17 protein-coding genes and 1 pseudogene are annotated in these 24,969 nt (G+C 32.7%); 16 read left to right on the plus strand and 2 right to left on the minus strand.

All coding sequences use genetic code 11. The features are described from left to right. Positions 1 to 4: 4 nt before the first annotated feature. The 5 genes from EKH84_RS05185 (at position 5) to EKH84_RS05205 (ending at position 10,700) form a co-directional block, all read left to right on the plus strand. The gene (locus tag EKH84_RS05185) at positions 5 to 2,740 is read left to right on the plus strand and encodes a sensor histidine kinase (RefSeq protein WP_127065446.1); all 2,736 of its coding nucleotides are present in this window, start codon (positions 5 to 7) and stop codon (positions 2,738 to 2,740) included. Further along, the gene (locus EKH84_RS05190; RefSeq protein WP_127065447.1) at positions 2,706 to 3,422 is read left to right on the plus strand and encodes a response regulator; all 717 of its coding nucleotides are present in this window, start codon (positions 2,706 to 2,708) and stop codon (positions 3,420 to 3,422) included. Before EKH84_RS05185 ends, EKH84_RS05190 begins: the two co-directional genes overlap by 35 nt. Before the next feature lie 399 nt (positions 3,423 to 3,821). Continuing rightward, a complete protein-coding gene (locus tag EKH84_RS05195) occupies positions 3,822 to 8,522 on the plus strand; it encodes a hypothetical protein (RefSeq protein WP_127065448.1) in 4,701 nt (1,566 codons plus the stop codon). 499 nt (positions 8,523 to 9,021) lie between these two features. Next, the gene (locus EKH84_RS05200) at positions 9,022 to 9,426 is read left to right on the plus strand and encodes a pyridoxamine 5'-phosphate oxidase family protein (protein ID WP_127065449.1); all 405 of its coding nucleotides are present in this window, start codon (positions 9,022 to 9,024) and stop codon (positions 9,424 to 9,426) included. Positions 9,427 to 9,947: 521 nt separating this feature from the next. Beyond that, on the plus strand, positions 9,948 to 10,700 hold the full coding sequence (locus EKH84_RS05205; RefSeq protein WP_127065450.1) for a cyclase family protein: 753 nt from the start codon (positions 9,948 to 9,950) through the stop codon (positions 10,698 to 10,700). A 157-nt stretch (positions 10,701 to 10,857) separates the two neighbouring features. Here the strand turns inward: EKH84_RS05205 and EKH84_RS05210 are convergent, their stop codons facing one another. Together EKH84_RS05210 and EKH84_RS22920 are read right to left on the minus strand one after the other, a co-directional pair. Beyond that, positions 10,858 to 11,253, minus strand: coding sequence for an alpha/beta hydrolase fold domain-containing protein (locus tag EKH84_RS05210; protein ID WP_330547614.1), 396 nt, complete (start codon positions 11,251 to 11,253; stop codon positions 10,858 to 10,860). Next, positions 11,211 to 11,354, minus strand: a pseudogene (locus EKH84_RS22920) (alpha/beta hydrolase fold domain-containing protein); the annotation flags it as partial. The pseudogene EKH84_RS22920 and the gene EKH84_RS05210, both read right to left, overlap by 43 nt. 124 nt (positions 11,355 to 11,478) lie before the next feature. Here EKH84_RS22920 and EKH84_RS05220 point away from each other — a divergent pair. From EKH84_RS05220 to EKH84_RS05270, 11 genes are all read left to right on the plus strand, one after another. Beyond that, the gene (locus EKH84_RS05220; protein ID WP_330547588.1) at positions 11,479 to 12,552 is read left to right on the plus strand and encodes an ABC transporter substrate-binding protein; all 1,074 of its coding nucleotides are present in this window, start codon (positions 11,479 to 11,481) and stop codon (positions 12,550 to 12,552) included. 1,416 nt (positions 12,553 to 13,968) lie between these two features. Beyond that, on the plus strand, positions 13,969 to 14,796 hold the full coding sequence (locus EKH84_RS05225) for a DNA-formamidopyrimidine glycosylase family protein (RefSeq protein WP_127065453.1): 828 nt from the start codon (positions 13,969 to 13,971) through the stop codon (positions 14,794 to 14,796). A 239-nt stretch (positions 14,797 to 15,035) separates the two neighbouring features. After that, positions 15,036 to 18,398, plus strand: a complete 3,363-nt coding sequence (locus EKH84_RS05230) for a HEAT repeat domain-containing protein (RefSeq protein WP_127065454.1) — start codon at positions 15,036 to 15,038, stop codon at positions 18,396 to 18,398. A gap of 13 nt (positions 18,399 to 18,411) precedes the next feature. Then, on the plus strand, positions 18,412 to 18,984 hold the full coding sequence (locus EKH84_RS05235) for a hypothetical protein (RefSeq protein WP_127065455.1): 573 nt from the start codon (positions 18,412 to 18,414) through the stop codon (positions 18,982 to 18,984). A 289-nt stretch (positions 18,985 to 19,273) separates the two neighbouring features. After that, a complete protein-coding gene (locus tag EKH84_RS05240) occupies positions 19,274 to 19,639 on the plus strand; it encodes a MarR family winged helix-turn-helix transcriptional regulator (protein WP_243118641.1) in 366 nt (121 codons plus the stop codon). Positions 19,640 to 19,710: 71 nt separating this feature from the next. Next, a complete protein-coding gene (locus EKH84_RS05245; RefSeq protein ID WP_127065456.1) occupies positions 19,711 to 20,592 on the plus strand; it encodes a pirin family protein in 882 nt (293 codons plus the stop codon). Positions 20,593 to 20,630: 38 nt separating this feature from the next. Next, positions 20,631 to 21,227 (plus strand): FMN-dependent NADH-azoreductase, encoded by a 597-nt coding sequence (locus tag EKH84_RS05250; protein WP_127065457.1) that lies wholly within the window; start codon positions 20,631 to 20,633, stop codon positions 21,225 to 21,227. A gap of 439 nt (positions 21,228 to 21,666) precedes the next feature. Beyond that, positions 21,667 to 21,885, plus strand: coding sequence for a protein pyrBI (locus EKH84_RS05255; RefSeq protein WP_127065458.1), 219 nt, complete (start codon positions 21,667 to 21,669; stop codon positions 21,883 to 21,885). 67 nt (positions 21,886 to 21,952) lie between these two features. Next, a complete protein-coding gene (locus EKH84_RS05260) occupies positions 21,953 to 22,459 on the plus strand; it encodes a CarD family transcriptional regulator (protein WP_127065459.1) in 507 nt (168 codons plus the stop codon). Between the two features lie 301 nt (positions 22,460 to 22,760). After that, the gene (locus EKH84_RS05265; protein WP_190283493.1) at positions 22,761 to 24,044 is read left to right on the plus strand and encodes an oligosaccharide flippase family protein; all 1,284 of its coding nucleotides are present in this window, start codon (positions 22,761 to 22,763) and stop codon (positions 24,042 to 24,044) included. After that, on the plus strand, positions 24,034 to 24,969 hold the full coding sequence (locus EKH84_RS05270) for a UbiA prenyltransferase family protein (RefSeq protein ID WP_127065461.1): 936 nt from the start codon (positions 24,034 to 24,036) through the stop codon (positions 24,967 to 24,969). The genes EKH84_RS05265 and EKH84_RS05270 overlap by 11 nt, the downstream gene beginning before the upstream one ends.

The raw sequence follows: 24,969 nt of genomic DNA on the forward strand, positions 1-24,969 counted from the left end.
AGTCATGGAAGAAAGACCGAATCCAGAGAAGTTATTAAAGCAGATTAATCTACATCAGGAAGAAACAGGTAGAGGCAAGTTAAAGATTTTCTTTGGGTATGCAGCAGGAGTGGGGAAGACCTATGCTATGTTGGATGCAGCTCATGCCATGAATAAGGCAGGGGAAGAAGTAGTCATAGGTTATATAGAACCACATGCAAGGCCGGAGACTCTAGCGCTTATAGAAGGACTTGAAGTGATTAAGCCTTTAGAAATTGAATATAGGGGAATAACCCTTAAAGAATTAGATTTGGATGCTGTACTTATAAGGCATCCTAAACTTGTTTTGGTGGATGAACTAGCCCATACCAATGCCGAAGGTTGTCGTCATAAGAAACGTTATTCAGATATTGAAGAGCTTTTAAAAGCAGGCATAGATGTTTATACCACTGTTAATGTTCAGCATATAGAAAGTTTAAATGATATCGTGGCTTCTATTACAGGGGTTATTGTGAAGGAGCGTATTCCTGATCAGGTATTTAATAAAGCTGATCAAGTAGAGTTAGTAGATATTGAGCCTGAGGAACTCATTAAGCGTTTAAAAGATGGAAAGATTTATCAGCAAAATAAAGTGAGCCATGCCATGGAGCACTTCTTTGTAAAAGAGAACTTGATTGCTTTAAGGGAGATTGCGTTAAGACGTACAGCTGATAGGGTTAATCGTGATGTAGAACTGATAAAAGAAGCAAAAAGCGGCATACAATATATAACTGGCGAACATATTTTAGTATGTTTATCAGCTTCTCCTTCTAATGCCAAGGTTATTAGAACTGCGGCTAGAATGGCCAATGCCTTTAGAGCGCCTTTAACAGCATTACTTGTACAAACACCTAGTTTAAAAGAAATGGATGATAAAGCTAAGCGCTGTTTAAAAGAAAATATTACTTTAGCAAAGGAATTCGGAGCGCATATTGTAACCACCTTTGGTGAAGATATTGCAAAGCATATTATAGAATACGCTAAGGCAAGTGGTATTTCAAAAATCGTGGTAGGAAGAACCAATACTAAGAAGTCTATTTTTACAAGAAAAAATAGCTTAGTAGATAAGCTTATTCATCTAGCTCCCTATATAGATGTTTATATTATTCCAGATGCCCCTAGCTTTTATAAAAATAAGTATAAGAAAAGCTTTATGATGGGAAAAGAAAAGTTAAACTATGTGGATATGATAAAAACATTACTTGTTTTAGTGGCTTGTATTTTGTTAGGAATACTTTTCGAAAAGATAGGGATGAGAGAATCCAATATTATTATGGTATTTATTTTAGGAGTATTAGTAAGTGCTATGGTAACCAAAGGGCGTACTTATAGTGTAGTAGCCTCTGTGGTTTCAGTCATTACGTTTAACTTCTTTTTCACCAATCCAAGGTTTAGTTTAGAGTCTTATGATCCAGGATATCCTGTGACTTTTCTCATCATGCTCATAGCAGCCATTATGAGTAGTTCAATGGCTATTAGAGTTAAAAGACAAGCTAAGGAGGCAGCTAGCCAAGCTTATCGTACACAAATTTTGTTAGATACAAGTAGGCGATTACAAAGAGCCAAAGATATTTCTAGCATCGTAGAAAAAACAGCAGAGCAAATTATTAAACTGGTCAATAAACCTCTTACCCTATACGTAGAGGATCATAAGCAGTTAGGAGAACCTAAGTGGTTTCCCTGTGATGCAAAAATAAATATAGATTATCAAAAATATATAGATGAGGATGAAAGGGCTGTAGCGGAGTGGACTTATAAAAATGGTATGCCAGCAGGAACATCTACAAATACTTTGCCAGGAGCGGAAGCATTATATTTACCCATTGGTAATGGTAAAGAAGTCTTCGCGGTAGTTGGAATTGTATTAGGTGATGGAGAAGAGATAGAAACCTTTGAGTATAATATACTTGTTGCTATGCTCAATGAAGTGGCTTTTGCAATAGAAAAATATCGTTTAGATAGACTTAATAAAGAGGTAGAGTTTGAAGCAGAGCAAGAAAAGCTAAGAGCTAACCTACTACGTTCTATATCGCATGATTTAAGAACGCCTTTAACGAGTATTTCGGGCAATGCAAGCATTTTACTAAGCCAAGAAGAAAAGTTAAGTGAGGCTTTCAAGCGCCAAGCCTGTGAAAGCATTTACGAGGATTCTATTTGGCTTATTAATCTAGTAGAAAATTTATTATCTATTACACGAGTAGAAAATGGCACCATGCAGCTGAGACTTCAACTAGAGTTAGTAGAGGAGCTTCTAGCAGAAGCTATTCAACATGCTAAGAGAATTAAGCGTACACATTCTATTAAGATGCAATGTGATGAGGAAATTTTAATGGTGGAAGTAGATGCAAGGCTTATTATTCAAGTGATTGTCAATTTCTTAGATAATGCTATTAAATATGCAGAAGAAGGTTCTACGATTATAGTCTCTGCAAAACGTGAGAAAAATGAGGTGGCTATAGAAGTAGCCGATACAGGTATTGGCGTTACAGATGAAGATAAGAAAAGAATATTTGATATGTTTTATACAGCAGGCAATAAAGAAGGTGATGGCAGAAGAGGCTTAGGTTTAGGCCTAGCCTTATGCAAATCTATAGTTGCAGCTCATGGAGGAAGTATTTATATTAAAGATAATACGCCTAAAGGAACGATTTTTGGATTTAGATTACAATGTAAGGAAGTGAATCAAAGTGAAGAAGAGCATTTTGGTAGTGGAGGACGATAAAGCTATTCGTAATTTAATAACAACTACCTTAGAAACACAAGGATATGGATTTCATGTAGCAGACACAGGGCAAAAAGCTATTTTAGAAGCAGTTTCATATCAACCAGACATTATTATCTTAGATTTAGGTCTTCCAGATATGGATGGGGTTGAAATCATTACGAAGGTAAGAAGTTGGAGTAATAATCCCATCATAGTAGTAAGTGCAAGAAGTGAAGACAAAGACAAAATTAAAGCATTAGATGCTGGCGCAGATGATTACCTCACTAAACCTTTTAGTATAGATGAGCTTCTAGCAAGAATAAGAGTAGCCTTTAGAAAGATGAATTATGATAATAGTAGCGCTAAAGAAGAGCCTGTTTTCGTTAATGGAGGACTAAAAATAGATTATAGTGCCAATACAGTATATGTTGACGAGGAAGAAGTTCACTTGACGCCTATGGAGTACCGCTTACTTTGTTTACTGGCTAAAAATGTGGGGAAAGTACTTACTCATAATTATATACTGGATAAAATATGGGTGAATGTTCTAGTTGATAGGGATACACAGTCTTTAAGAGTCTTTATGGCTACTCTAAGAAAGAAAATAGAGAAAGACCCATCGGAGCCTAAGTATATACAGACACATATCGGTGTGGGCTACCGTTTAATACGAATAGCAGATAGTGGTGAAAATGAATAATATGTCTGAGAAGTAGGTGTGAATGTTTATTTGATAGTCAGAGTTTAGAATTAATAATAGTGAACCATACCATAAATAAATCAGATAAATAGGCGTAGGCCTTGAATAACATGAGATGTAGCAAATTGCGTTGCGATACGGTTTATAGAATATATAGCTAGATTTTGGAAAGAGGAGTATTAATCGCCTCTTTTTTTAGTTAAAAATTTTACTAATAAGTTGTATGACTACGAATTTATATTTATAGGAAGATAAAAAGTTTATTTTTTAATGAGGTAAATATATTTAAAAGATAAATATGGTATATAATGATATTAAAATGTATATTTTATATTTTTTGAATATTAGATATTAAATGATAAATTGTTGCATTATTTGATAGCATGATAGGAGATAGATATGGATTTGATAACGATAGTTGGTTTGCTTGGTACTTTAGTAACTTTTGAGGAAGCAGGTCGTGGTTGGTTACCATTTATAAAAGTGAAAAGGGCAAAAAGAAAAATACAATTAACAGAGTGGAACTCAAATGATCCGATTGTGCAAAGAGCTTTGGATGAGTTTAAATGTAAGGTTAAAGAAAAATATGAGGAACATCTATTTTCTCCAGAAGAGATTGAGGAAATAGTAGATCTTTATTTTAAAGAAAATAAGATATTATGCTTAGGAAAACTTGAAAAGGATAAGATTAAAGAATATATTCGTGACATACTGTGTAAGTATAATGAATATAACCGTTCATTAATGTCACCTGGCGAAAAAATAATTCATAATGACATGCAAAATAAGTGTCAAAAGATCGCAACAAAGTTGGATCAATTAACTAGTAAGGAAGAAAATGACAATATAAATAAATTTAAAACTGCAATAGAAATGAGTAAAAATATAGGTCTAGATAATATTGAAGATAGTATTAATGGAGAATATATAATTGACCGTTCAAGCTTTATTGAAGAAATAAAAAAAGATGATTGCCGTTTTATTTCTATACAAGGCAATGCTGGTTGTGGTAAATCAGTTTTATGCAAAAACATTGTAAAGAATGAAACATATGTTTTATTTGCACGTGCAGAAAGATTTATCAAAGAGAATAATATCAATGATATATGGAACTGTAATCTTGAGGAGGCATTAAATTGGTTATCTGGTGAGAAAATAGTAATTTTTATTGATGCACTTGAATTTATTGCTGATTGTACTGCTGAAAAAATTGAATTACTTCAAGGGCTATATAATGTGGCTGGAAAGTATAAAAATGTATATATAATAACTTCTTGTAGAACAACTGATAAAAATGCATTTATAAAATTACAAACACGATACGAGATTAAAACATATGATATAGATGATATTTCAGTTGAGGAGCTTAAAGATATTGCTAAGAAGTATCCTATAATTCAAGAAATGATTAATCAAAAGTCTTATGCTGATTTACTAAAATCACCCTTTTATATTAATTTAGTTTTGAGTAATCATATTAATACTGAAGATATTAGTGATGAAAATACATTACGACAAATAATTTGGAATAATATTATTTGTTTAAAAAATAAGGCCAGACAATATGGAGTTACAAGTGATGCAATAATGGAAGCTGTAAATCTAATAGTATTTAAAAGAGCGAAAGATTTTTTAGTAGGTATACATAAGGACGAAATAGATCAAGATATTCTTTCTGCTTTGATTTCAGAGGGAGTTGTTGTTCCAAACGGTGAGTACATTAGGTTAAAGTATGATATTTTTGAGGATATTTCTTTTGAACATTATTTTGATAAGCAATTTGAGGATTGTAGAGGTAATTATCAGAAATTTTATGAAAAAATAAATAGTCTTGGAAGGTGTGTATACAGACGTTATCAGATATGGATTTCTAATAAATTATTTCTTCAAAAGACAAGAGATAAGTTTATTTATGCACTTATTTTTGAAAGGGAATTACCGATTGAATGGAAAAAGCAAACTGAAATTGGAATTGTTAAATCGAAGTATTGTGATGTGTTTTTCGAAGGATATAGTGAGGAATTGATTAGCAATAATCAGTTAGAAATGTTTATTCAAATAACGAATCTTTATGCATTTGAAGCAAAATTACTACTGAATAGTATAGGAGCAATTAATATGGTGCTAAAGCCGATAGGAAGGGCTAGAGAAAGCTTAATTATTTTGCTGGAGAAAAATAATTCATATATATCAAATTCAGTAAATAGAGGAGATATAATTAAGCTATGTAGTGATTATTCTAAAGTGTCTCATAGAGATAAGAATGTAACAGTGGCAGCATGTAGAATGATGGAGTGTTATCTAGAAGAAGTAATGAATAAAAAAGAAAGTGGATGGTATTATTCAGCCAAAGAAGAAATTGCACCATTTCTTGAGATTATCTATCCTATGGCGGAGGCCTCAGTTGAGTGGCTAAAAGAATTTTTCAATAAAGTGGTGGAATATCACGAAGAAGGAAATCATGAAGGATATAGATGGTCAAATGATATAATTGAATGGACAGTACAAAATGCCTATCCGGTTTTAGTAAATAATTTGGCTAATGAATTATGTATATTGGCTAATACCTTATGGCTCAAGGGAGAAGTACAACGAAGAAATAATCCATTCTATATAGATAATGATTTGAAGGAGTATGAGTTATATGGCTTAAGTGAAAGTGCTGATGAATATAAATCCTTACAAAGAGATATATCATCAAATATCTTCTTATATAATTTGTTCAGATGTAATTTTATTGTTGGACTTAAGTGGGCAATTGGGTTTGTTAATGAAGTTATGAGTACATATGCTAAAAATGAACCTCAATGTGTAGAAGAAGTAGAAGTATATTTTATAGGTAAAAAGCAAAGTAAAAAATATTTGGGTAACCCTAATATGTGGTTAGCTGGTATTGAAGAGAATAATGTGCCATTACTAGTGGGTGATATTATTTATCTATTGAAAGATGCCATTATAAATAGTATTGAGGTATATAAAAATGAGCAGGAATTAATTCAGAGGTATACTGATTATGTAAAAAATGAATTATACACAAAGTCAAATAATATTGCATTGCTTTCAATAATTGAAGGTATTGGATTACATTTTCAAAAAGAATTACCAGGTTATGCATTAGATTTGGCCACTAGTTTTGAAATTTTATATGTGGATATTGAAAGATATGAGTTATATATACCTAACCCAACAAAAGAATTATTACAAAAGCAAATACTTCAGATCATGGGAGTACCAGAATTAGAGAAAAGATATCTATTAGACAAAAAATGTAATTTTAGTTTGCAGAAATATGTGGCAAAAACACATTTAGACTTTGGAGAAAATATTAAAGTAAAGTGCAATGAAGTTTGTGATTATCTTTACTCTTTAACGAATAATGATAGTGAGAATGCCCTTGATTATCTCCAAGTACAGAAGATGGATATGAGAAATGTTACTATTAAGCATGTAGAAGATAATTTATATGCTATTGAACCAGTAGTTACAGGTGAAGCAGAAAGAATAGTTCAAAAGAATAAAGAGAATAAAGAAGAAGCTTCTATTATTCAAGAATTAAATGATTTATTTGCTAAATGTGTAAAAGATTCATCAGGAAAAATTATAGATTATACTTATATTAATAAAGTAATAGACGATATACTTAGAATGATTGCTAAAGATGAAATACATAGAATTCAATTAGAGAATAATTTGATTTACCTTATTGCAATTGTATTAAGTGATAAATCACTGAAAAAAGAACGAAGAGATTCTTTATGTATAGTATGGATTGAAGGAATTGAAAGATACTTTTCTAATGGATCATTTTTGGCGGATGTAAAGCTAACTCCTATACTTATTGAGCAACTTAAATCTAATATATCTGATGAAGTTAGAAATAGACTTAAAATATTAATGCTTGAGTGCCTTCTTCATGGTGGACACCATGGATTGATTAATCAAATTGCAGATATGGTAAAGAAATATTTGAATGCAGATAAAGAGTTAGCAAAAGCTTATTTTAATACAATCATTAAGCTAGCAGAAGATGAGATGAATCATATAAAATATAATGCAGCATATTTACAAACCTCAAACAAAGTAGAAAAATTTGAATTTAAACCTAATTTGAAGCACATTTGGCTTAATGAAAAGTACATAAAAGAAGAAGGTGGGAGTATTTATGATAGCAAAAGGGATGAAATCATAGATACATATTTATTTTCTGCCAAAGAGCTTAGTATAGGTATATTTAATACTGATGATTACGATATAGGTACACTTTGTTATATTTCAAATTGTGGACTTGGCTTCGATAATCCTCAATTTTCGTTAGTGATGAGAAAAATAGTTCTATGTATGATTGATATATGGAATTATCATAAGATAACTTATAATGCAGATAAGATTATTAATATTTTTCAAGAACGAGAAGTTGTCAGTTTATATCAACGTGAAATAGTTTTAGCTGATGGTAATACTGAAAAAGTAGTAGATTCATTATTTGATGATATGGATTTTTCAAAGTTTACACATGATACAATAGAGTTTTATCAAGATATATTCCAGTTATTTTTATGTACCTACTTTGATGGATATTCTGATCAAAATAAGCGAACTAATATCGAAAAGAAAATTAAATACATCAGTATGAAGGTTGATAAAATTGAAGTTGAATATGTTCGTAAGGAATTATACAAGTCTCTTACATTTTCTATAGATAGATTTTATCAAAGTGATTGGAGTAAGCTAAAAACACAATATTCCTACAGAGATAAAAAATTCTTGAATGGACAGTTTAGTAAGTATGGGAAATATCATATAAAAGAATTACTATACACAATATATCAGCTTCATATGGAAGAACTATTGCCAGAAATATTATTATCAGTTGATGTAAGTTTTTATGAGGCAATAAAGGATGGTAAGAATTTTGGGGAAATTATATCTGAAGCAAAGTGGATAGTAGATGTGTTAATATTAAAAGCTTTTACATACTATGGAGATAAAATAAAAAAAGATGAAGAATTAACGAGTGCTTTTGAAAGAATTTTGGAATCATTAATTGAAGTAAATAATGAGAAAGCAGCAGTAATCTTAGATGAATTTAGGATTCATTAAGTGCATATAAATAAGCTAATAAAACCACTTGAAGTATAAATATTCAAGTGGTTTTGTAATAGCATTTTTATTCCAGCATAAGTATGAGGATAAAATGATGATATTTATTTTGGCTGCACCAACATTGAAAAATATATTTGTGGTATCAAAACTGATCAATTCGTTATTGTGATATCTTATTGCAGTAGGAATAAGTAGAGGAATCTAGAATGTTGCAGGAAAGCTCATCTATGTAAGGGAGTTCAAAATTAATGAAATAATGCTATTACTTGATAAAGAAGAAAAAGAAATATTAGGAGCATATTTTGTTTTTCAAAATCAAAATTAGTAGTATAAAATATATAGAACTGTTGGCAGATGAATATTGAAGTAGTTCTATAAAGAAATAAAAACCGCCCATTATCTAGGTGAGGTGAACCGTACCATAAATGAATAATAGAAAAACAGGATTTTAGTATAAAGAAAAAATAATATATTTTCAAAAATTAGGAAGGGAAATATGGAAATAAGAAATAGTTATGAAAAGGCAATACAGTTGATAAACAGTAGTAATACACTAGCATTATCCGCTATAGATGAATATGGTTATCCTAAAATCTATGCAATGGAGAAAGTGGTGTCAGAAGATCTAAATAAAATTATTTTTATTACTAAACGGGATTCAAACAAGGTACGTTTATTGAATATAAATAATAAATGTTGTGTAGAGTTACATACTGAAGATGATAGTGTTTGTTTAAAGGGAAATATAGAGATCCAAGAAGATGATGAAACGAAGAGAAAAATTTTACCTAGTCAGTATGTGGAACGATTAGAGAGAAGTGGTATGCAAAGATACTGTGTGTTAATTTTTACAACCATTACTGTAGATTTATATATCGATGGAGAGTTTGATCATACTTAATTTATAGTTTTCTAAAATCTAGGGTTTATTTTTAAGGGAATATTTTTATTATATTTATAAAAGGAAATGCTTAATAGCTGGTAACTACTAAGCATTTCGAAAGTGAGACGTTTGTGCGTGATTAGCACGTAGTGGGTGCTAATTTTATTTTAGGGCTATTGGAAAAGTACATTAAAGTAATTATAGAAGAGAGAGGCATACCTATTATTGGTCGGATGGAGTGCTCTTTTTTGGTTTCAAAACTAACTTTAAAACCTTTTAGATTACCTTCAAGATTAAATTTAATAATATAAATATCTTTAAGAACATAAACATCTGCAATTGCAATTTCTTACGGTTGCAGATATTTTGGCTATAATACAGTGCTTAGATAGCTGGAGACTATAATCAGCTATTTTTTACATGTATTATACAAGACTTTAATTCATTGCTATACTATAGCCAATAAGCAATAAGCTTATTAGATGAAAGAACAAATACATAGCATTTTAAATAGTAAAAAGATGGGGGAGATGAAATAAATGTATAAATTATGGAAGGCATTAGAACAAGCAAAAAAATACAAATGGGTAGAGTTATCTCACTCCATGAATAATGATAGTCCATATTGGAGTGGTATCCCAAACGGTTCAGTTGAATTAGCTAAAACCTGTTTTGAATGGGGGAACCCAATGCTTGAGTGTCTCATTCAGACTTTTAAATTTCCAGGCCAATTTGGTACACACATTGATTTTCCGGGACACTTTATTAAAGGAAAAGATTTGTCAGAAAAGTATGGGGTGAATGATTTAATATTTCCACTGTGTGTTATTGATATCACACCGCAGGTCGAAAAGGATGATAGATATGCTGTTACAGTAGAAGATATCAAAAAGTATGAAGCAGAGTATGGAGAAATTCCTGAAGGAGCGTTAGTGGCATTAAGAACAGACTGGTATAAAAAATGGCCAGATATGGATGCATTTTCTGGCACTAAAGAGGATGGCAGCGAGAATTTCCCAGGCTGGTCAATAGAAGCAATTGAATATATTTATGAAGTCAGAAGAGCAGCAGCAAATGGGCATGAGACCTTAGATACAGATTCTTCAGCAGTAGCTGAAAAGGCAGGAGATTTGATATGTGAGCGTTATGTATTACAACAGGAGAAATTACAGGTAGAATTATTAAAGAACCTAGATCAAGTGGCACCAGCTGGTGCAGTAATTATTGTTTCTTATCCAAGATTTGAAGGAGCAAGTGGCCTGCCAGCAAGAGTGTGGGCAATCACAGAGTAAAAAGTTAATAGTGGGAAAAACTATTCAATTTATAAGACGATTAAAAGATTAGAAAACCGTCGCTTAATAAGGCATGGCTGTATCATGTTGCAACTTCAAGTTGACAAGGTGAAACTGTAGAAAAGCGCTGGACTAATCGAACTAAATAGCAAAGCCGTCAGGCGAGCCCACTCTCACCCTGACGGCTTTGTTTTATAGTGTTTAAAATTATTTGGGGAAATAACACCTTTTTCAAAAATGCCACACGTTTATCCATCAGATTTTTTACCAGATTGCTGTTAACGGCGATGTCATAGCCGTGCATGGTGGCTATAGTTTCGTGGAGTTCAACTTCTATACCGGACTCCTTTAGAAGCTGGGCGTAGAGGAGTCCACTGTCCAGTAAACAGTCAAATTCTGCTGTCTCCACATAAGCAGAGGACAGTCCTGCCAGGGAGAGAGCTCCCACTGGAGAAAAGTATTCCATATGCTCATAGTCTTTAGTGGAGGAATAGAGAACGGTAAATTTTTTCATACTGCCACATTCCATATTTCTATCAACCCATGGATAGATAAGTACCTGAGCACAAAGGAACTGTACACCTTGTCGCTAGCCATTAGGCACAAAACAGTAGCTAGATTACCACCAGCACTATCACCAACCAAAGCAACTCGTTGTTTGTAAAAAGTTAGTTTATCGAATAATAATTATTATTCAAGAGTTGAGTATGGTGTATAATAATAGTGAGACTATAGTATAAAGTACCATAGAGACAATATATTTTAATTAGTAGGTATAATGAAAGGATTAATGGTTAATATGAAGAAGTTAAAGAAATTATTAAGTTTGGCAGGCTCTATACTTGTAGCAGGGATGTTATTGACAGGATGCAGTGGAAAGAGTTCTGATACAATTAACTTTTTTAATTACGGAGCTAATATAGACAATGAAACATTAAAGGAATTTGAGAGAGAATATGGCATAAAGGTGAAAATGGACAATTTTGATGATATGGAGACAATGTATCTAAAGATTGCTGGTAGCGATGTTAAATATGATGTCATATTAGTATCAGACGCGTTAATGCCAAGGATGATTGAAGAAGGGCTACTTCAAAAGCTTAACAAGGATAATATTACTAATATAGCTCAGATGGATGAAGAATATTTAAACTTAAGCATGGATCCAGGTAATCAATATTCGGTACCTTATATGTTTGGAACCATAGGAATCATTTATGATAAGAATCAAGTATCAGAGCAAGTAGATAGCTGGGATATACTATGGGATGAGAAGTATAGAGATAAAGTCTTCATGTTTGACACCTATAGAGATACTATAGGCGTGGCCTTAAAGAAACTAGGATATTCCATGAACTCAGATAATCCAGAGGAACTTGAAGCAGCTAAAGAGCTTTTATTAGAGCAAAGAGAATTAGTAGACCCAATATACGGCGTTGATAATGGAACCACAATGATAGCCAGCGGGGAAACAGCTATCAATATGATTTGGTCTGGTGAAGGACTCAATCTTCAAGACGAATATCCAAATCTAGTTTATACCATACCTAAAGAAGGGGTAAATTTCTGGATTGATAGTCTGTGCATTCCAGCTAATGCAACAAATGTAGAAGGCGCTGAAAAATTCATTAATTTTGTTAGTGATAAAGAAAGCGCATTAAGAATAGCTGATGAAATTGGCTATACCACACCAAACAAAGAAGCCAGATTAGAACAAGCAGAATATATAAAAAACAATCCAAATGCTTATATGACAAAAGAAATGATGGACTTAAGTGAAATATATGAGCCTTTTTCACTTGATGTAAGGCAAATGTATGATAGTGTATGGACACAAATTAAAGTAAATTAGTAACATTATAACTTTTTATTAGGGATTCGGATTCTTGGCCACATATACATAAGTGTAAAAACAAAATAAATAACTTCCCACGGCATAATTACCACAGCTTCAACCTGAGGAACTGACCGGGTCAGCCAAGTCTCAATCTATTGTTATAGGTACCTCTGGACTTAAGGAAGATGTTCACTGGTGCGCTGCAAGGAAGGGCCACTTATAAGTTGTTTTAAATGTTTTTATACTTAGGATTACCAAACAAAGTTTTAAAAACCAGAGTCTTAAGGTCTTAGCTTCCTAGCATAGGGTGCACCGGCCAAGACTTTAAGGAGCTCCTCACTCATTGGTTTGGCTTTCATAATGAATCTTAGTAGGCACTAAGCTATAACGCATACATGCTGAGGAGCCATCTTGCGCCTTGATTAAGGCCTACTTATATAGTTGTGAAAGTTCATTTCAAGAGTCTGGAACAAAAAAACAGCTTACCAAGTACAAATAGTACTTGGTAAGCTGTTTTTTTTGGCTATTTATAACTACGATAAATTGAAATTTGTCGGGGAATTTACTAGGCTATTTGGGCGGAACTGAGAGAGGGTGGCTACCTGCCGTGGTTCCGCTCCGTATTTTCAGTAGGCACTAAGCTCACTTTTTTGGATGAACGCCCACAAACTCGCTACGCTCAAACACGTGGGCTAAGTACCATCCAAAACGTTCGCTAAGTGCCTACTAAAAATACTCCGAAGTCACCCCGTCAGGCAGCCACCCTCTCTCAGTTCTACTAGCAATAACGCGTAAAGTGGCCTCCATTAAGTGTTTTCAAGAAAAAACAAAACTTGTTATTATCTTTTTTCTGCACTTTTCACTTAGGGGGTTGAACGCTTAAGAGATCAATAATGCTTGTAAGGCTCCCTAGCTTCCTTACAGAGCTACTTCTTGGCAAAACAGACTTATGGGAAGCTTGATACATTATTACTATGGGCGTCTGCCCTGGTTCTGAGTATTTTTTAACTGTCGTTACGCCTTCTTTCCACGCTGCTTCACTGTCTTGGATGTTTATGAGGTCAACAACGTTTGTGAAAATGAGTGGGTATGGGTGCCTGGAGTAGTGACTTGGGAGCATTTTTTAGAAGCACTTAGTGAACATTTTAGATGGGTTTTAGGCAGCTGTTTGAACGAAGTGAGTTCTGCCGTTCATCTAAATAAGTGAACTTAGTGCTTCAAAAAATGTGAACCGGAACAACGTAAGGCACCCATACCCACTCATTTTCTCTCAGACGTACTTCTCATAAACGCCAAGACAAATTTCAATTTATGTGACTAAATAATTATTAAAAAAGTTTAACTAAACATCTAAGAAATGATATAATTATTTAAAAAGTCAAACAATTAGTGTGAGTGTATTTAAATAGGTATAAAAGGGAGTGAACCGTCATGTTAGAATTGCCAGAGGTGTTGACTGTTTCAAAGCAACTTAAGAATCATATTGTTGGAAAGAAAATCAGTAAAGTTTTGCCGCCATCTAAAGTACATAAGTTTTGTTGGTATAATGGGGAACCAACAGAATATAATGCAGCCATTAAAGGTAGCGAAGTGATATCGGTAGAGGGCTTTGGAATATTTGTAGAAATAACTTTTTCTAATGGCTATAAGCTATGCTTGAATGATGGTGTTAATGTAAGGCTAGTGCCCTCTAACGAAAAAACGAAAAACTTTCAATTACTTATTGAGTTAGAGGATGATTTGGTATTGGTATTTACAGTGGCTATGTATGGGGGAATTTTCCTTCATGATGGAAGCTACGACAATGAATACTATTTAAAAAGTAAACAAGCTATATCACCATTTTCCAAAGTATTTACAGAGCATTATCATAAAACATTTATGGAAAGTAAGCCTAATTTAAGTGCAAAAGCTTTTCTTGCTACCCAGCAGCGCTTTCCTGGAGTTGGTAATGGTGTATCGCAAGATATTCTATTTGAAGCAGGTATTCATCCTAAACGCAAGATTAGTACCTTTAGTGAAGCGGATAAAGACAGGTTATTAGAAAAAATCATTACTGTTTTAAATGAAATGGTTCAAAATGGTGGGCGTGATACAGAGAAAAACATTTTTGGAGAAAAAGGTAGCTATAAGGTAAGGATGTCAAAGAATACTATGGGGCTAGGTTGCCCAAAATGTGGGGGAGAAATTTTAAAAGAAACTTATCTTGGTGGGTCTATTTATTATTGTACTCAATGTCAACCATTAGTTAAGGACTAATAGAACGAATAGGGCTAACATCCCTATAAATTGTAGATTCTATAATGAAACAAAGACAAAGCTTGAATTAGTAGCTGCTCTAGTAGGAGGAATATTATCTGTAAAGTGGCGTAATGAGGTTGTATTAGGTAGATTAAGTAAATGGAAAGATAAGCATAAACAAAGATATAAGAAATGTAATGGAGTCTAAATATTATGGAAGTTGTTTAAATATTGAACAGATAGATGGGGGAGTATAGATGTGGTTTAAAAAAGAGAAATTTAATAAGGGTGCACTTTTAGAAGAATTACAGAGTTTGAGTTATCCGGAACGTAATAAGAAAATGGCATTACTAAGTGTAGAGCATAGGGATAACAAGGAATATAGTAACTTTTTAGAACAATTCTTTACAAGTACGGTGTATGAGGCAATGTTAGGATTAATTGGAGCGTCTATCTTACAAGATATGAAGCTTGTTAAATTAGGATTAGCATTCCCGGCTATTAGTGTACAGTACAAGTCTATTAGCATCCTTGCGCGCATAGGTAACTATGAAGAAGTTAGAAGTGAAGTTTTACGCTTATCCTTTGAAGGGCGCAGGAGATTATTCTATAAACTTGTCCAATGGAAGCGAATAGAAATTGTGGAAGCACTTATAGAAGAGATATACACTATATATGGAATGCGAGAGGCAGAAATTCTTCTACCTGGATGTAAAGAAGAGATGTTTACAAAGTGGGGAGATATTTTAAGTGATTCAATTATCAATTGGAAAAAGTATGTAAACCGTTATCCTAAAATTGTTTTAAGTACTTTTGGTAAGAAGCTTCAAACAGCTGCCTTAAGAGAACGAATAAATATATGGCATGACTTTTATGAAGCAATGGAAGGGCTTTGTACCCGCTTTCCAAATGAAATTTTAGAATATGTCATTCAGTATGGACCACTTTCAGTATTATGCCAAGTATTGAAACGATGGATGGGCGTTTTAGTGGTTGCTGATACTCAAAAAGTTTTTGAAATACTATGTCATAAGGAGTGTAGGCAAAGTCTACTTGAATATGGGATTCCAAAGAGGATATTTCTAAAAAAAGAATATTTTACTAAGGAACAATGGATAGTATTAGCCAAGCTTTTTACAACTGATATGTATCAATTAAAGGATATATTTCATGCCTTAGCACCTTCTATGAGAGCAGAAGTTTTTGAAGCGATTTATCCTATAGAAGATAGAAAAGATAAGGTCATTCCAGAAGTAATTCTAAAGGAACTCCCTTATACACTTCGTCATCAAGAGGCAAAGCGAATGCTAGAATTAAGTAGTATAAAAGAGAGTAGAGAAGATAGAATACGTATGACTTCTTTTTTGCCCATAGAACAAGCAAGGGATGCATTGATAGAGGCTACGACTACATCAAATGCAGAGGAACGGGGAGATGCAATTGTAGCTTTGATAAGATGTACAGTTAGGTCAAATAGAGGGATGGACCAAACATTAAACTTTTTAGCAACACGGTTTAAAAATGACCAAGCGCCTGTAAAGGATAAGATGATCACAGCGTTGGGAGTTTGTAAAGGAAGTCTTTTCAAAGAAGATCATCTAAAGGACCTTGAATGTATTATTAATAATATAATAGAAGCAAGGGACTCAACAAGGGGCATGCAAGCAGGGGTTGCCATTTTGGCAATCAACCTTTTAAAGAGCAATATACAGGAGAAGGGAAATGCTTGTTTTGAGTTTGGGAGAAAAGCTATCACACATTTAGCAGAAGTAGCAAGAGATTTTCATTTGATTTCTTTGGTGGAAGACATGCCAAAGGGAATAGAGAAAATTGTTTTTGAGGCACTTTGTCCTACACTTAAACAAGAAATTAGGAAAGAAAAATATGGAATGGTACTACTTTTAGCAGGTGTATGTGGTAAAAGGGGATATGCAATTAATGAATTACAAGAGTTACTTTATGAAACCACAATGGCTAAATCAGAGCATGTGGCCAATAGAGCAATCGGATACTGGTTAGAAGATATGAAAACCCGAGATACACGTGTTAAGCAATTACTTGATAGGGATTTATCAGTTATTAACAATGAAATGGTATTTTCTCATGTACATCATCGTCGCCAAGAATGGTTAACACCATTTTTAGCAGGGAGGATTATACAAGGGCAGTTCTTATCAGGTAAGACCATCTATCTTATTCCAGCACATAATGAGTTTATACGATGGTTACCACAACAACAACAAAGCTTTAGTAAGCTTCTAGAAAAGATAATTTATAATAAAGCATATGGGCAATATGAACGTGCTAATAGTATTAAAAAGATAGCGAAGTTACCAGATGTGTCACCACAAACTTTTATAAATGTATTAGATGACCAAAATGCTATTATAGTAGAAGCTGCACTTCAGGCACTTTCTAATATTGAAAATCCGGAAGAGGCTGTACCTATTTTGCTTCACTACTTAGATAATGACTATGCCAAGGTAGCTATGTTTGCATTATCGAAATGTTTAAAGAAGATGACACCTACTCGCACACAACAAGTCCTTGAAGAGATTTTACAAAAAACCAAGCAAAAGATTACAGTAAGAAAAGAAGTGGTACGTTTATTAGGCGTGTATAAAAACAAGGAAAATATCAACTTGCTAGAAAAGGAATTTACAAAAGAAAATTGTCATAAAGATGTGATTATGGCCATAGGGCATGCCGCTAGGGGGAGGCTAGAAGAAGAAAGGGCGTGGCATTTATTAGAGCAAATAGCTACCATAAAAAGTGATGACATACAAAGAAGCCTTATTAGTCAATCAACATATAGAATGCCTATGGCATATAAAAAGCGTTATTTAAAACTATTAATGACAGTAGCTAAGAATGGAACATCGCAAATTGTTAAAGAGACTTATGCTAGTATAGGTACTTGGGCAATAGGGAATGAAAAAGAGGTAGCACGTGTACTAAGTGAAACCATTTTAAACGTAGAAGAAACTTTAGGTTGGAAAGAAGCAATACAGGCACTTATCGCTATTAATGATGAAGGAAAGGTAAATGAAGAGGTTGTTAAGATTTTAGAACAGCTTATTAAGCCATTAGAGGAATCAATGCGACCAACATTGCAAAGAGATTTACCACATAGGCAAAGGCTTATGGCACTAATTGTGGAACTGATTAGATTGCCAAAAAATATAAGAATAAGATTAAGTCAATTATTTAAGTCATGCCTTAATGTACTGGAAAGTGAAAAGACTTTAAGATATAGTAGCGCACAAGTATGTTTAGCAGCAATTAATTGGGAAAATCATGAAGAGGTATTTGAGGCCATACATTATATAGGTCAATGTTTGGAGGAAGTACCTTGCTATTTAAGCGAGTTTAAAGATCAAGTGGTACAAGAACTAAGAGTATCTGAGGGATATTGGAAGGAAGAAAATTTACTAGCAACACTTAAAAGAGGTAGAGAAGTAGAGAAAACAAGTGTAAGGTGGGTGTCACTAATAATGCTTGAAGCCATGGTTCAAAAGGTAAGCTGGAAGAAAGAATGTATTGACTTACTCATGGACTTTAGAAAAGACAAGGATTTAATGATTAAGTCATATGCATTAAATATTTGGATTACAGAATAAAAAGGAGGCAAACATGCATTTTTATTGTAAATGTGGTAATCGTATTTCAGATACAACAGATTTTATTCCGTATAAAGCACACCTTATTGCTGATCAAGATTTTGATGACCTTTTAGAAAGCATAGAACAGTTAATGAACCAAGTTGTAAATAACCCAAAGGTATTAGATAAGTCTATAAATACAATGTATGATTTGCTTTATAAAGCGAATAAGAGTGTTTATCAATGTGAAAAATGTGGAAATTTATTTATAGATGGTAAAGGAAATACTTTAGAGGCATTTCAGCCAGAGACAGATGAGATGAACAAGCACTTACTTCAATCTATTAAAGGTGAAAAATGGAAGGGATTTTTAATAGCTGAATGGAATGAGATTAAGCCTGACTGGAGTGATGCACATGGCCATATATTTATAGAAACACTGACCAGTGTAAAAGGGTATGAGACAAGAAGCTTTAATGATTACGAAGTATTTGAGAAATCATATTATGATCTTCTGGAGGTGCTTACAAAGAAAGAGGCATTGCGTCGAAGTTCTCTTAAGAAAGATCGCCAGCTCTTACATGAATGGAAGATAACAAGTTGATTAAGTTACCAAAAAATACAATCAATAAATATTATAGGTCTTATGATTCAAGGAATGGTATTTGAAAAGAAGCTTAATGACTGATAGCATAGCACTGAGTATATGAGAAGGTGAATCCAATAAGTAATATGAATGAAGACACTACTTTTAGGGATGGAGTGTCTTTTTTCTTTTGTTTGACAATATCACTAGTTAGTGATATATTTAACCCATGGACAATGTTAAAAAATTAATTAACGACAATCAATTAGCACTATCCACTTTAGTTGTCTTCACAAGGGCTGAGCATGTGATTCATAAGAAGGAACTTGAAACAGTGAAAAAGAGTGGATTAACACCAGCTCAGTTTGGCGTTTTAGAAGCACTATATAATAAAGGAGATTTACGAATCTGTGAGTTAATAGAGAAGATATTAACCACATCTGGAAATATAACAGTAGTAATAAAAAATTTAGAAAAGGATGAACTAGTAAAAAGAAATCCAGATCCTCAAGATAAAAGATCATGTATTATATCATTAACAGAAAAAGGAAAGCAGGTTATAGAAAGTATTCTACCAGACCATATTGAAAATATAAGAAATATTTTTGATACATTAACGGATGAAGAGAAAATGACTTTGAAGACTATCCTTAAAAAGTTTAAAAACATATAGAAATATTTTTTAAAATAACTATCACTAATTAGTGATAATTGCAAAGGCAAAAGAAGAAAGGAAGGAGAGCAATGAAAAGCTATAGAACAATAGAAAAGGTATTTAGAGGACCAGAGATTCATATGGTTGGAGATGGATTCAGAGTATCACAATACTTACCAGCAGGAACAAATGACATGAAACGTCTATCCCCATTTTTGTTATTAGATTATCATGCACCTCATTATTATGAACCAGCATCAACTGTTCGTGGTGTTGGAGCTCATCCTCATCGAGGGTTTGAAACTGTAACAATTGCTTATGAGGGCAAAGTTCAGCATCATGATAATAAAGGAAATCGTGGCATTATAGGACCTGGAGATGTACAGTGGATGACTGCTGCATCGGGGATTATGCATAAGGAATATCATGAAACAGAGTTTAGTAAAAAAGGCGGCATTTTACATATGATTCAGCTATGGGTTAATCTGCCTAAGGATAAAAAAGGAACTGAACCTAAATATCAAGCGCTGTTAAAAGAAGAAATGGGAAAATTTGAGCTTGAAAATAACCAAGGTGAGATAAGTATTATTGCTGGAGAGGTTAATGGTGTTAAAGGGCCAGCAAGTACATTTACTAAGATGAACATTTATAATGTAGACCTAAAGAATAACGGAAAAGTTTTATTAAATGAATCAAGTAGTTTTAACACAGGCATACTGGTATTAAAAGGACAAGTTAAAGTAAATGAAGAAAAAGTATGCAAAGAAGGCGATTTTGTTTTGTTTGATAATGTAGAAGGCAGTATTTTAGCTGAATCTATGAGTGAAGAAACGCTATTTATTGTACTGAGCGGAGAACCAATAGATGAACCAATTATATCATATGGTCCATTTGTTATGAACACAGAAGAAGAAATATATAAAGCCTATGAAGATTTAAAAAATGGTAAATTCGGAACAGAAATATTTTAAAATAGAATTTTATTAATAATAAGAAGGAGTAATGAGATATGAGTAAAGTATTATATATTAAAGCAGATGTTAAAAATGAAGAGGATTCAAGAACTTTTAAAGTATCTAATAGTTTTATAGAAGACTATAAGAAAAATAACCCAGAAGATGAGGTTATTGTATTAGATTTATATAAGGAGAATATAGATTTTCTAAGGTTAGAAGATCTAGGAGGGATTTTTGGACCTAAGGATGAGGCAAGTAAAAATCATCCAATACTAAAATATGCTTATCAATTTGCAGAAGCAGATAAGTATGTCATTGCAGCACCTATGTGGAATTTAAGTATTCCAGCTATTTTAAAGGCTTATATAGATTATGTAAGTGTGACAGGCATAACATTTGCATATACTGCGGAAGGTCCAGTAGGGCTTTTAAAGAATAAAAAAGCAGTTCATGTAGTATCTAGAGGCGGCGAGTATGGTAATGCACCATATGAAATGGGAGATAGATACTTAAGAACTATATTAGGCTTCTTCGGTATAGCAGAAATAGAAACCATTGCCATAGAAAATCTAGATGTTATAGGAGTAAATGTAGAGGAAAAGCTAGAAGAAGGCATACGCAAAGCTAGTTTGCTTGCAAAAGAATTTTAATTATAATAAGGATAGATATAATGAAAGGGAGAGCTACAAAGCTTAGTTTATAGTTTTGTAGCTCTCCCTTTGAGTTAAAGGAGAGTAAGCTAATAGTTGTCATACGTAAGTTTGAAAAATTTTATTTTATGTGTAAGAGTTTTAGATTAAACAATAGCCTTTAGGGTCTTAGTGTCCTAAAGGCTATTGTTATCTGTAAACTAAAAATAAAAATGTCAAAGGACGTTTTATACAAAAATGATAGGCCCTATAATAGGCTAAAGTGACGAAGTTTTGTAAGCATCAAAAATTTCGTTTGCGAATAAAAAATTTTAAGTGATAAAATTTATTTATAAGTAAGAACAAGCAAGGACTATCCCCAGTTTCTAATAATCATCTGACAGCTAGTTACTTTAATAATGGTGACAGAAGGGTAAATCATAGAAAGGAAGAAAATAAAATGAGAAGAATTGTAAGTGCATGTTTATCACAAACTATCAAATTTGACACCATGAGCGATTTGAATCCAGAGAAAGAGTTTGAACTTTACTGTAAGAAGCTAGATACTAGGAAGACTAAGTATATGATTGAAGAGAAGAAAAAAGATGAAGACGGATGCTTGATTGTGAAAATAAAAAGACAATACAATGAGTATAAAACAGATGGATATATGAAATAGAAAAGAAGTAGCACTTTGGAATAATGTCTAAGGTGCTATTTTAATCTTTTTGAAAGGAGTTGATATCATGTTTGAAATAGGAGAACATATTGTATATGGCAATATAGGCATATGTGAGATAGTGGATATTAAGAAGTTAGATATTCAAGAAAAAAAGACAAGTGAGCTATATTATATTATGAGACCGTTTCAGGAGCCAAGTAGCCAAGTATTTACTCCTATAGACAATAAGAAGATTGTGATGCGAAAAATTATGTCAGAAGCAGAGGCGGAGACGTTGATTCAAAATATGCCTCATATGGAGGTGATGGACATCACTAATGATAAATTAAGAGAGCAAGTCTATAAAGAGGCACTACACAGCTGTGATAGTAAAGAATGGGCTAGGATTTTAAAAATACTTTATTTACGTAAGCAAGAACGTCTTTCACAAGGAAAGAAAGTTACAGCTACAGATGAAAGATATATCAAAACAGTAGAGGCTAGATTATTTACGGAATTAGAGCTTGCGCTTCATCTTTCTAAAGACAAGATAGCAAGTATCATACAACAAAAAATGACCCATATCAGTTAATATGAAAATAAGAGCTGCTTATAAGATGATTGAATAACAATCTTATAAGTAGCTCTTATTTGTGTCTTTATATTTAAGTAGAATCTTGAAAGAAATTAGCGCAAGAAAAGTAGTAAAAAGTTATTTTATGAATGTTTTTATGACATGATGTGAATATTGTATTGAAAATTATAAAAAATACTTATAATGTAAAAATGTGGGAACAATGGACGACACTATTCGGCACAACAGGAGATATTTAGAACCAAATTCATGTATATGTTCTATCTATAGGATGGGGATATACGAAGAAAGGAGAGAGATGTTTAGCTTTAAACTAGAAAAAAGTTTAATAAAGGGAAATAGCAGTATAAGGACATTTTTAAGACAGCTTTCAATTTTATTTGGTTGTAGAAGTATCGGGATTATTATAGGCATTTTTATTACTATATTAAATGGAAGAGTACTGACAGTAGAGGATATGGGGCAATTTAATTTGGCAATTAATTTATCCAATGTTCTAGTTATACCGCTAGTTTTTGGAACGAATACGAGCGTGCTTAAAATCTTACCTGAGACAAGGGAGAACCAGAAAGGGACGGTAATTGGAACGGTTTTTCTTTGTAATGGACTTATGTGTATACTGGGAGGCATTTTATTTTGTAGCTTCTCCTTTTGGGGAAGTGGCCTATTAAAGATTTCCAGTATGAGCTGGTATTTAGCAGTTATTATTGCTATTACAAGTAACTTATGTATTGTGACAGAAACCTTTTTGAAACATCAGCAGGACTTTAAAAATATCGGTTTAGGTAAGCTTATAAGTAGCATTGTTTTACTACTGGCTTATCTTATAGGTGTTTATTATCTAAAGCTGGTAGATGTGAAACTATTTTTAGTATTTAATGTGATAAGTCAGCTTATATTATTTTTAATATTAGTAGTAAAAGTTGATTTTCATCAGATTCATTTTAGTTTAAAAGTAGCAAAAGATATTTATTCTCTTAGTGTGCTATATATGTTAAGCTGGCTTTTATCTACATTTTTATATAATGCAGATATCTATATTTTAGCTTATTTATCAGATCATTATGAAGTTGGTGTATACAGTGCTTATCAAGTAAATGTAAGAAATTATTTTTCTATTTTTTATCATGATGTATTTGCAGCTGTATTTTTACCTACTATTTTATCTATGAAGATTAAAAAGGATGAAATATATAGGAATGTTAACAAATGGATTCCTGCCATATTTGGAATCATTGTTATGGGAACGGCTGCTGTATGCAGCTTATTTATTATAAGCTACGGTAAACAATATGAATTGAATTTTTTATATGTAGCATTAGTAGCATTGGGAATTGGATTTCAGAGTATATTCTTTTTGATAAACTCAATTTTGGTTATAGAAGGTATGGAGGGAGCTAAATTATCCCTAGCTATTATGAGCAAGCCATTTCCATTTCTTGTAGCCAATATATTTTTATTAACCTATTTATTTGGGAAGATAGGAACGTTAATTGCATTCCCTGTGAATCAGCTTATTTTAGTAATTCTGCTGCTATATAAGACTAGGAGATATCGAGAGGGTGATACAAATGGATGTTAGACCAAAGCCCTATTTCTCTTCTTCTGCATCATTAGAGTCAAAACAAATATGCATGGGTTTAGCTATATTAAGACCTCGGCAATGGATAAAGAATGGTTTTGTCTTTTTAGGTATTTTATTGCAACTAAGGTTTCCAAGTTGGAGCCAAATAATTCAAGTGATAATAGGAGCAATTTTGTTTTGCGGAATTAGTTCTACCATATATATTTTTAATGATTTAATCGATTTTGAAAAAGATCGAATACATCCAGAAAAGAAAAAGAGGCCAATTGCCTCAGGGCAGATTAGTAAGAAAGTCGCTATAAGTTTAATGGTAGTACTAGGGACTATAACACTCATTAGTGGGTACTTCTTCAATAGAAATTGTGGAATCATTTTAACTGTATATGTACTTGTCAACATCATGTATTCGTTGCAGTTAAAAGAATATATCTTTATTGATTTGTTTTGTATTTCAGTAGGCTTTACATTGCGTGTTTTACTAGGTTTTATTCTTTTAGGATTACCCATAACAGAGTATAAGTGTTTATGGTTCTTACTTTTTATTATGTTTTTTACACTGTTTATTGGATTAGGCAAACGTAAAAGTGAACTGATTATTTTATCAGCTCAGTCAAGCTCGCATAGGGGAAGTTTAAAGCAGTATTCTTTGGAGCTTATTAGTGAAGTGATGCCGATTTTAATAACTTGCACTTTAATAACATATATCATGTATACCATAGAAAGTAAAAACGTAATGATTGTTTTTTCAACCGTATTTTTACTTTACGGTATCTTAAGATATCAATATCTTTACAACAACATATATGCGCTTGGTAAACCTGAAAATATTATTTTTATAGATCGTCCTATGAGAATTTGCATTTTAGTCTGGGGATTTATTTATATTGGAGCTGCCATTGAGAGATTAATCGCTGGGGTGTAG

The sequence above is a fragment of the Cellulosilyticum sp. WCF-2 genome, assembly GCF_003990395.1.
In the GTDB taxonomy this organism is placed as follows: domain Bacteria; phylum Bacillota; class Clostridia; order Lachnospirales; family Cellulosilyticaceae; genus Cellulosilyticum; species Cellulosilyticum lentocellum.

Coding starts and splice junctions, on each gene's coding strand:
- EKH84_RS05205 (WP_127065450.1), top strand. CDS start 9,948: ATGTATAAATTATGGAAGGCATTAGAACAAGCAAAAAAATACAAATGG.
- EKH84_RS05225 (WP_127065453.1), top strand. CDS start 13,969: ATGTTAGAATTGCCAGAGGTGTTGACTGTTTCAAAGCAACTTAAGAAT.
- EKH84_RS05200 (WP_127065449.1), top strand. CDS start 9,022: ATGGAAATAAGAAATAGTTATGAAAAGGCAATACAGTTGATAAACAGT.
- EKH84_RS05270 (WP_127065461.1), top strand. CDS start 24,034: ATGGATGTTAGACCAAAGCCCTATTTCTCTTCTTCTGCATCATTAGAG.
- EKH84_RS05195 (WP_127065448.1), top strand. CDS start 3,822: ATGGATTTGATAACGATAGTTGGTTTGCTTGGTACTTTAGTAACTTTT.
- EKH84_RS05260 (WP_127065459.1), top strand. CDS start 21,953: ATGTTTGAAATAGGAGAACATATTGTATATGGCAATATAGGCATATGT.
- EKH84_RS05235 (WP_127065455.1), top strand. CDS start 18,412: ATGCATTTTTATTGTAAATGTGGTAATCGTATTTCAGATACAACAGAT.
- EKH84_RS05265 (WP_190283493.1), top strand. CDS start 22,761: ATGTTTAGCTTTAAACTAGAAAAAAGTTTAATAAAGGGAAATAGCAGT.
- EKH84_RS05185 (WP_127065446.1), top strand. CDS start 5: ATGGAAGAAAGACCGAATCCAGAGAAGTTATTAAAGCAGATTAATCTA.
- EKH84_RS05230 (WP_127065454.1), top strand. CDS start 15,036: ATGTGGTTTAAAAAAGAGAAATTTAATAAGGGTGCACTTTTAGAAGAA.
- EKH84_RS05250 (WP_127065457.1), top strand. CDS start 20,631: ATGAGTAAAGTATTATATATTAAAGCAGATGTTAAAAATGAAGAGGAT.
- EKH84_RS05255 (WP_127065458.1), top strand. CDS start 21,667: ATGAGAAGAATTGTAAGTGCATGTTTATCACAAACTATCAAATTTGAC.
- EKH84_RS05220 (WP_330547588.1), top strand. CDS start 11,479: ATGAAAGGATTAATGGTTAATATGAAGAAGTTAAAGAAATTATTAAGT.
- EKH84_RS05245 (WP_127065456.1), top strand. CDS start 19,711: ATGAAAAGCTATAGAACAATAGAAAAGGTATTTAGAGGACCAGAGATT.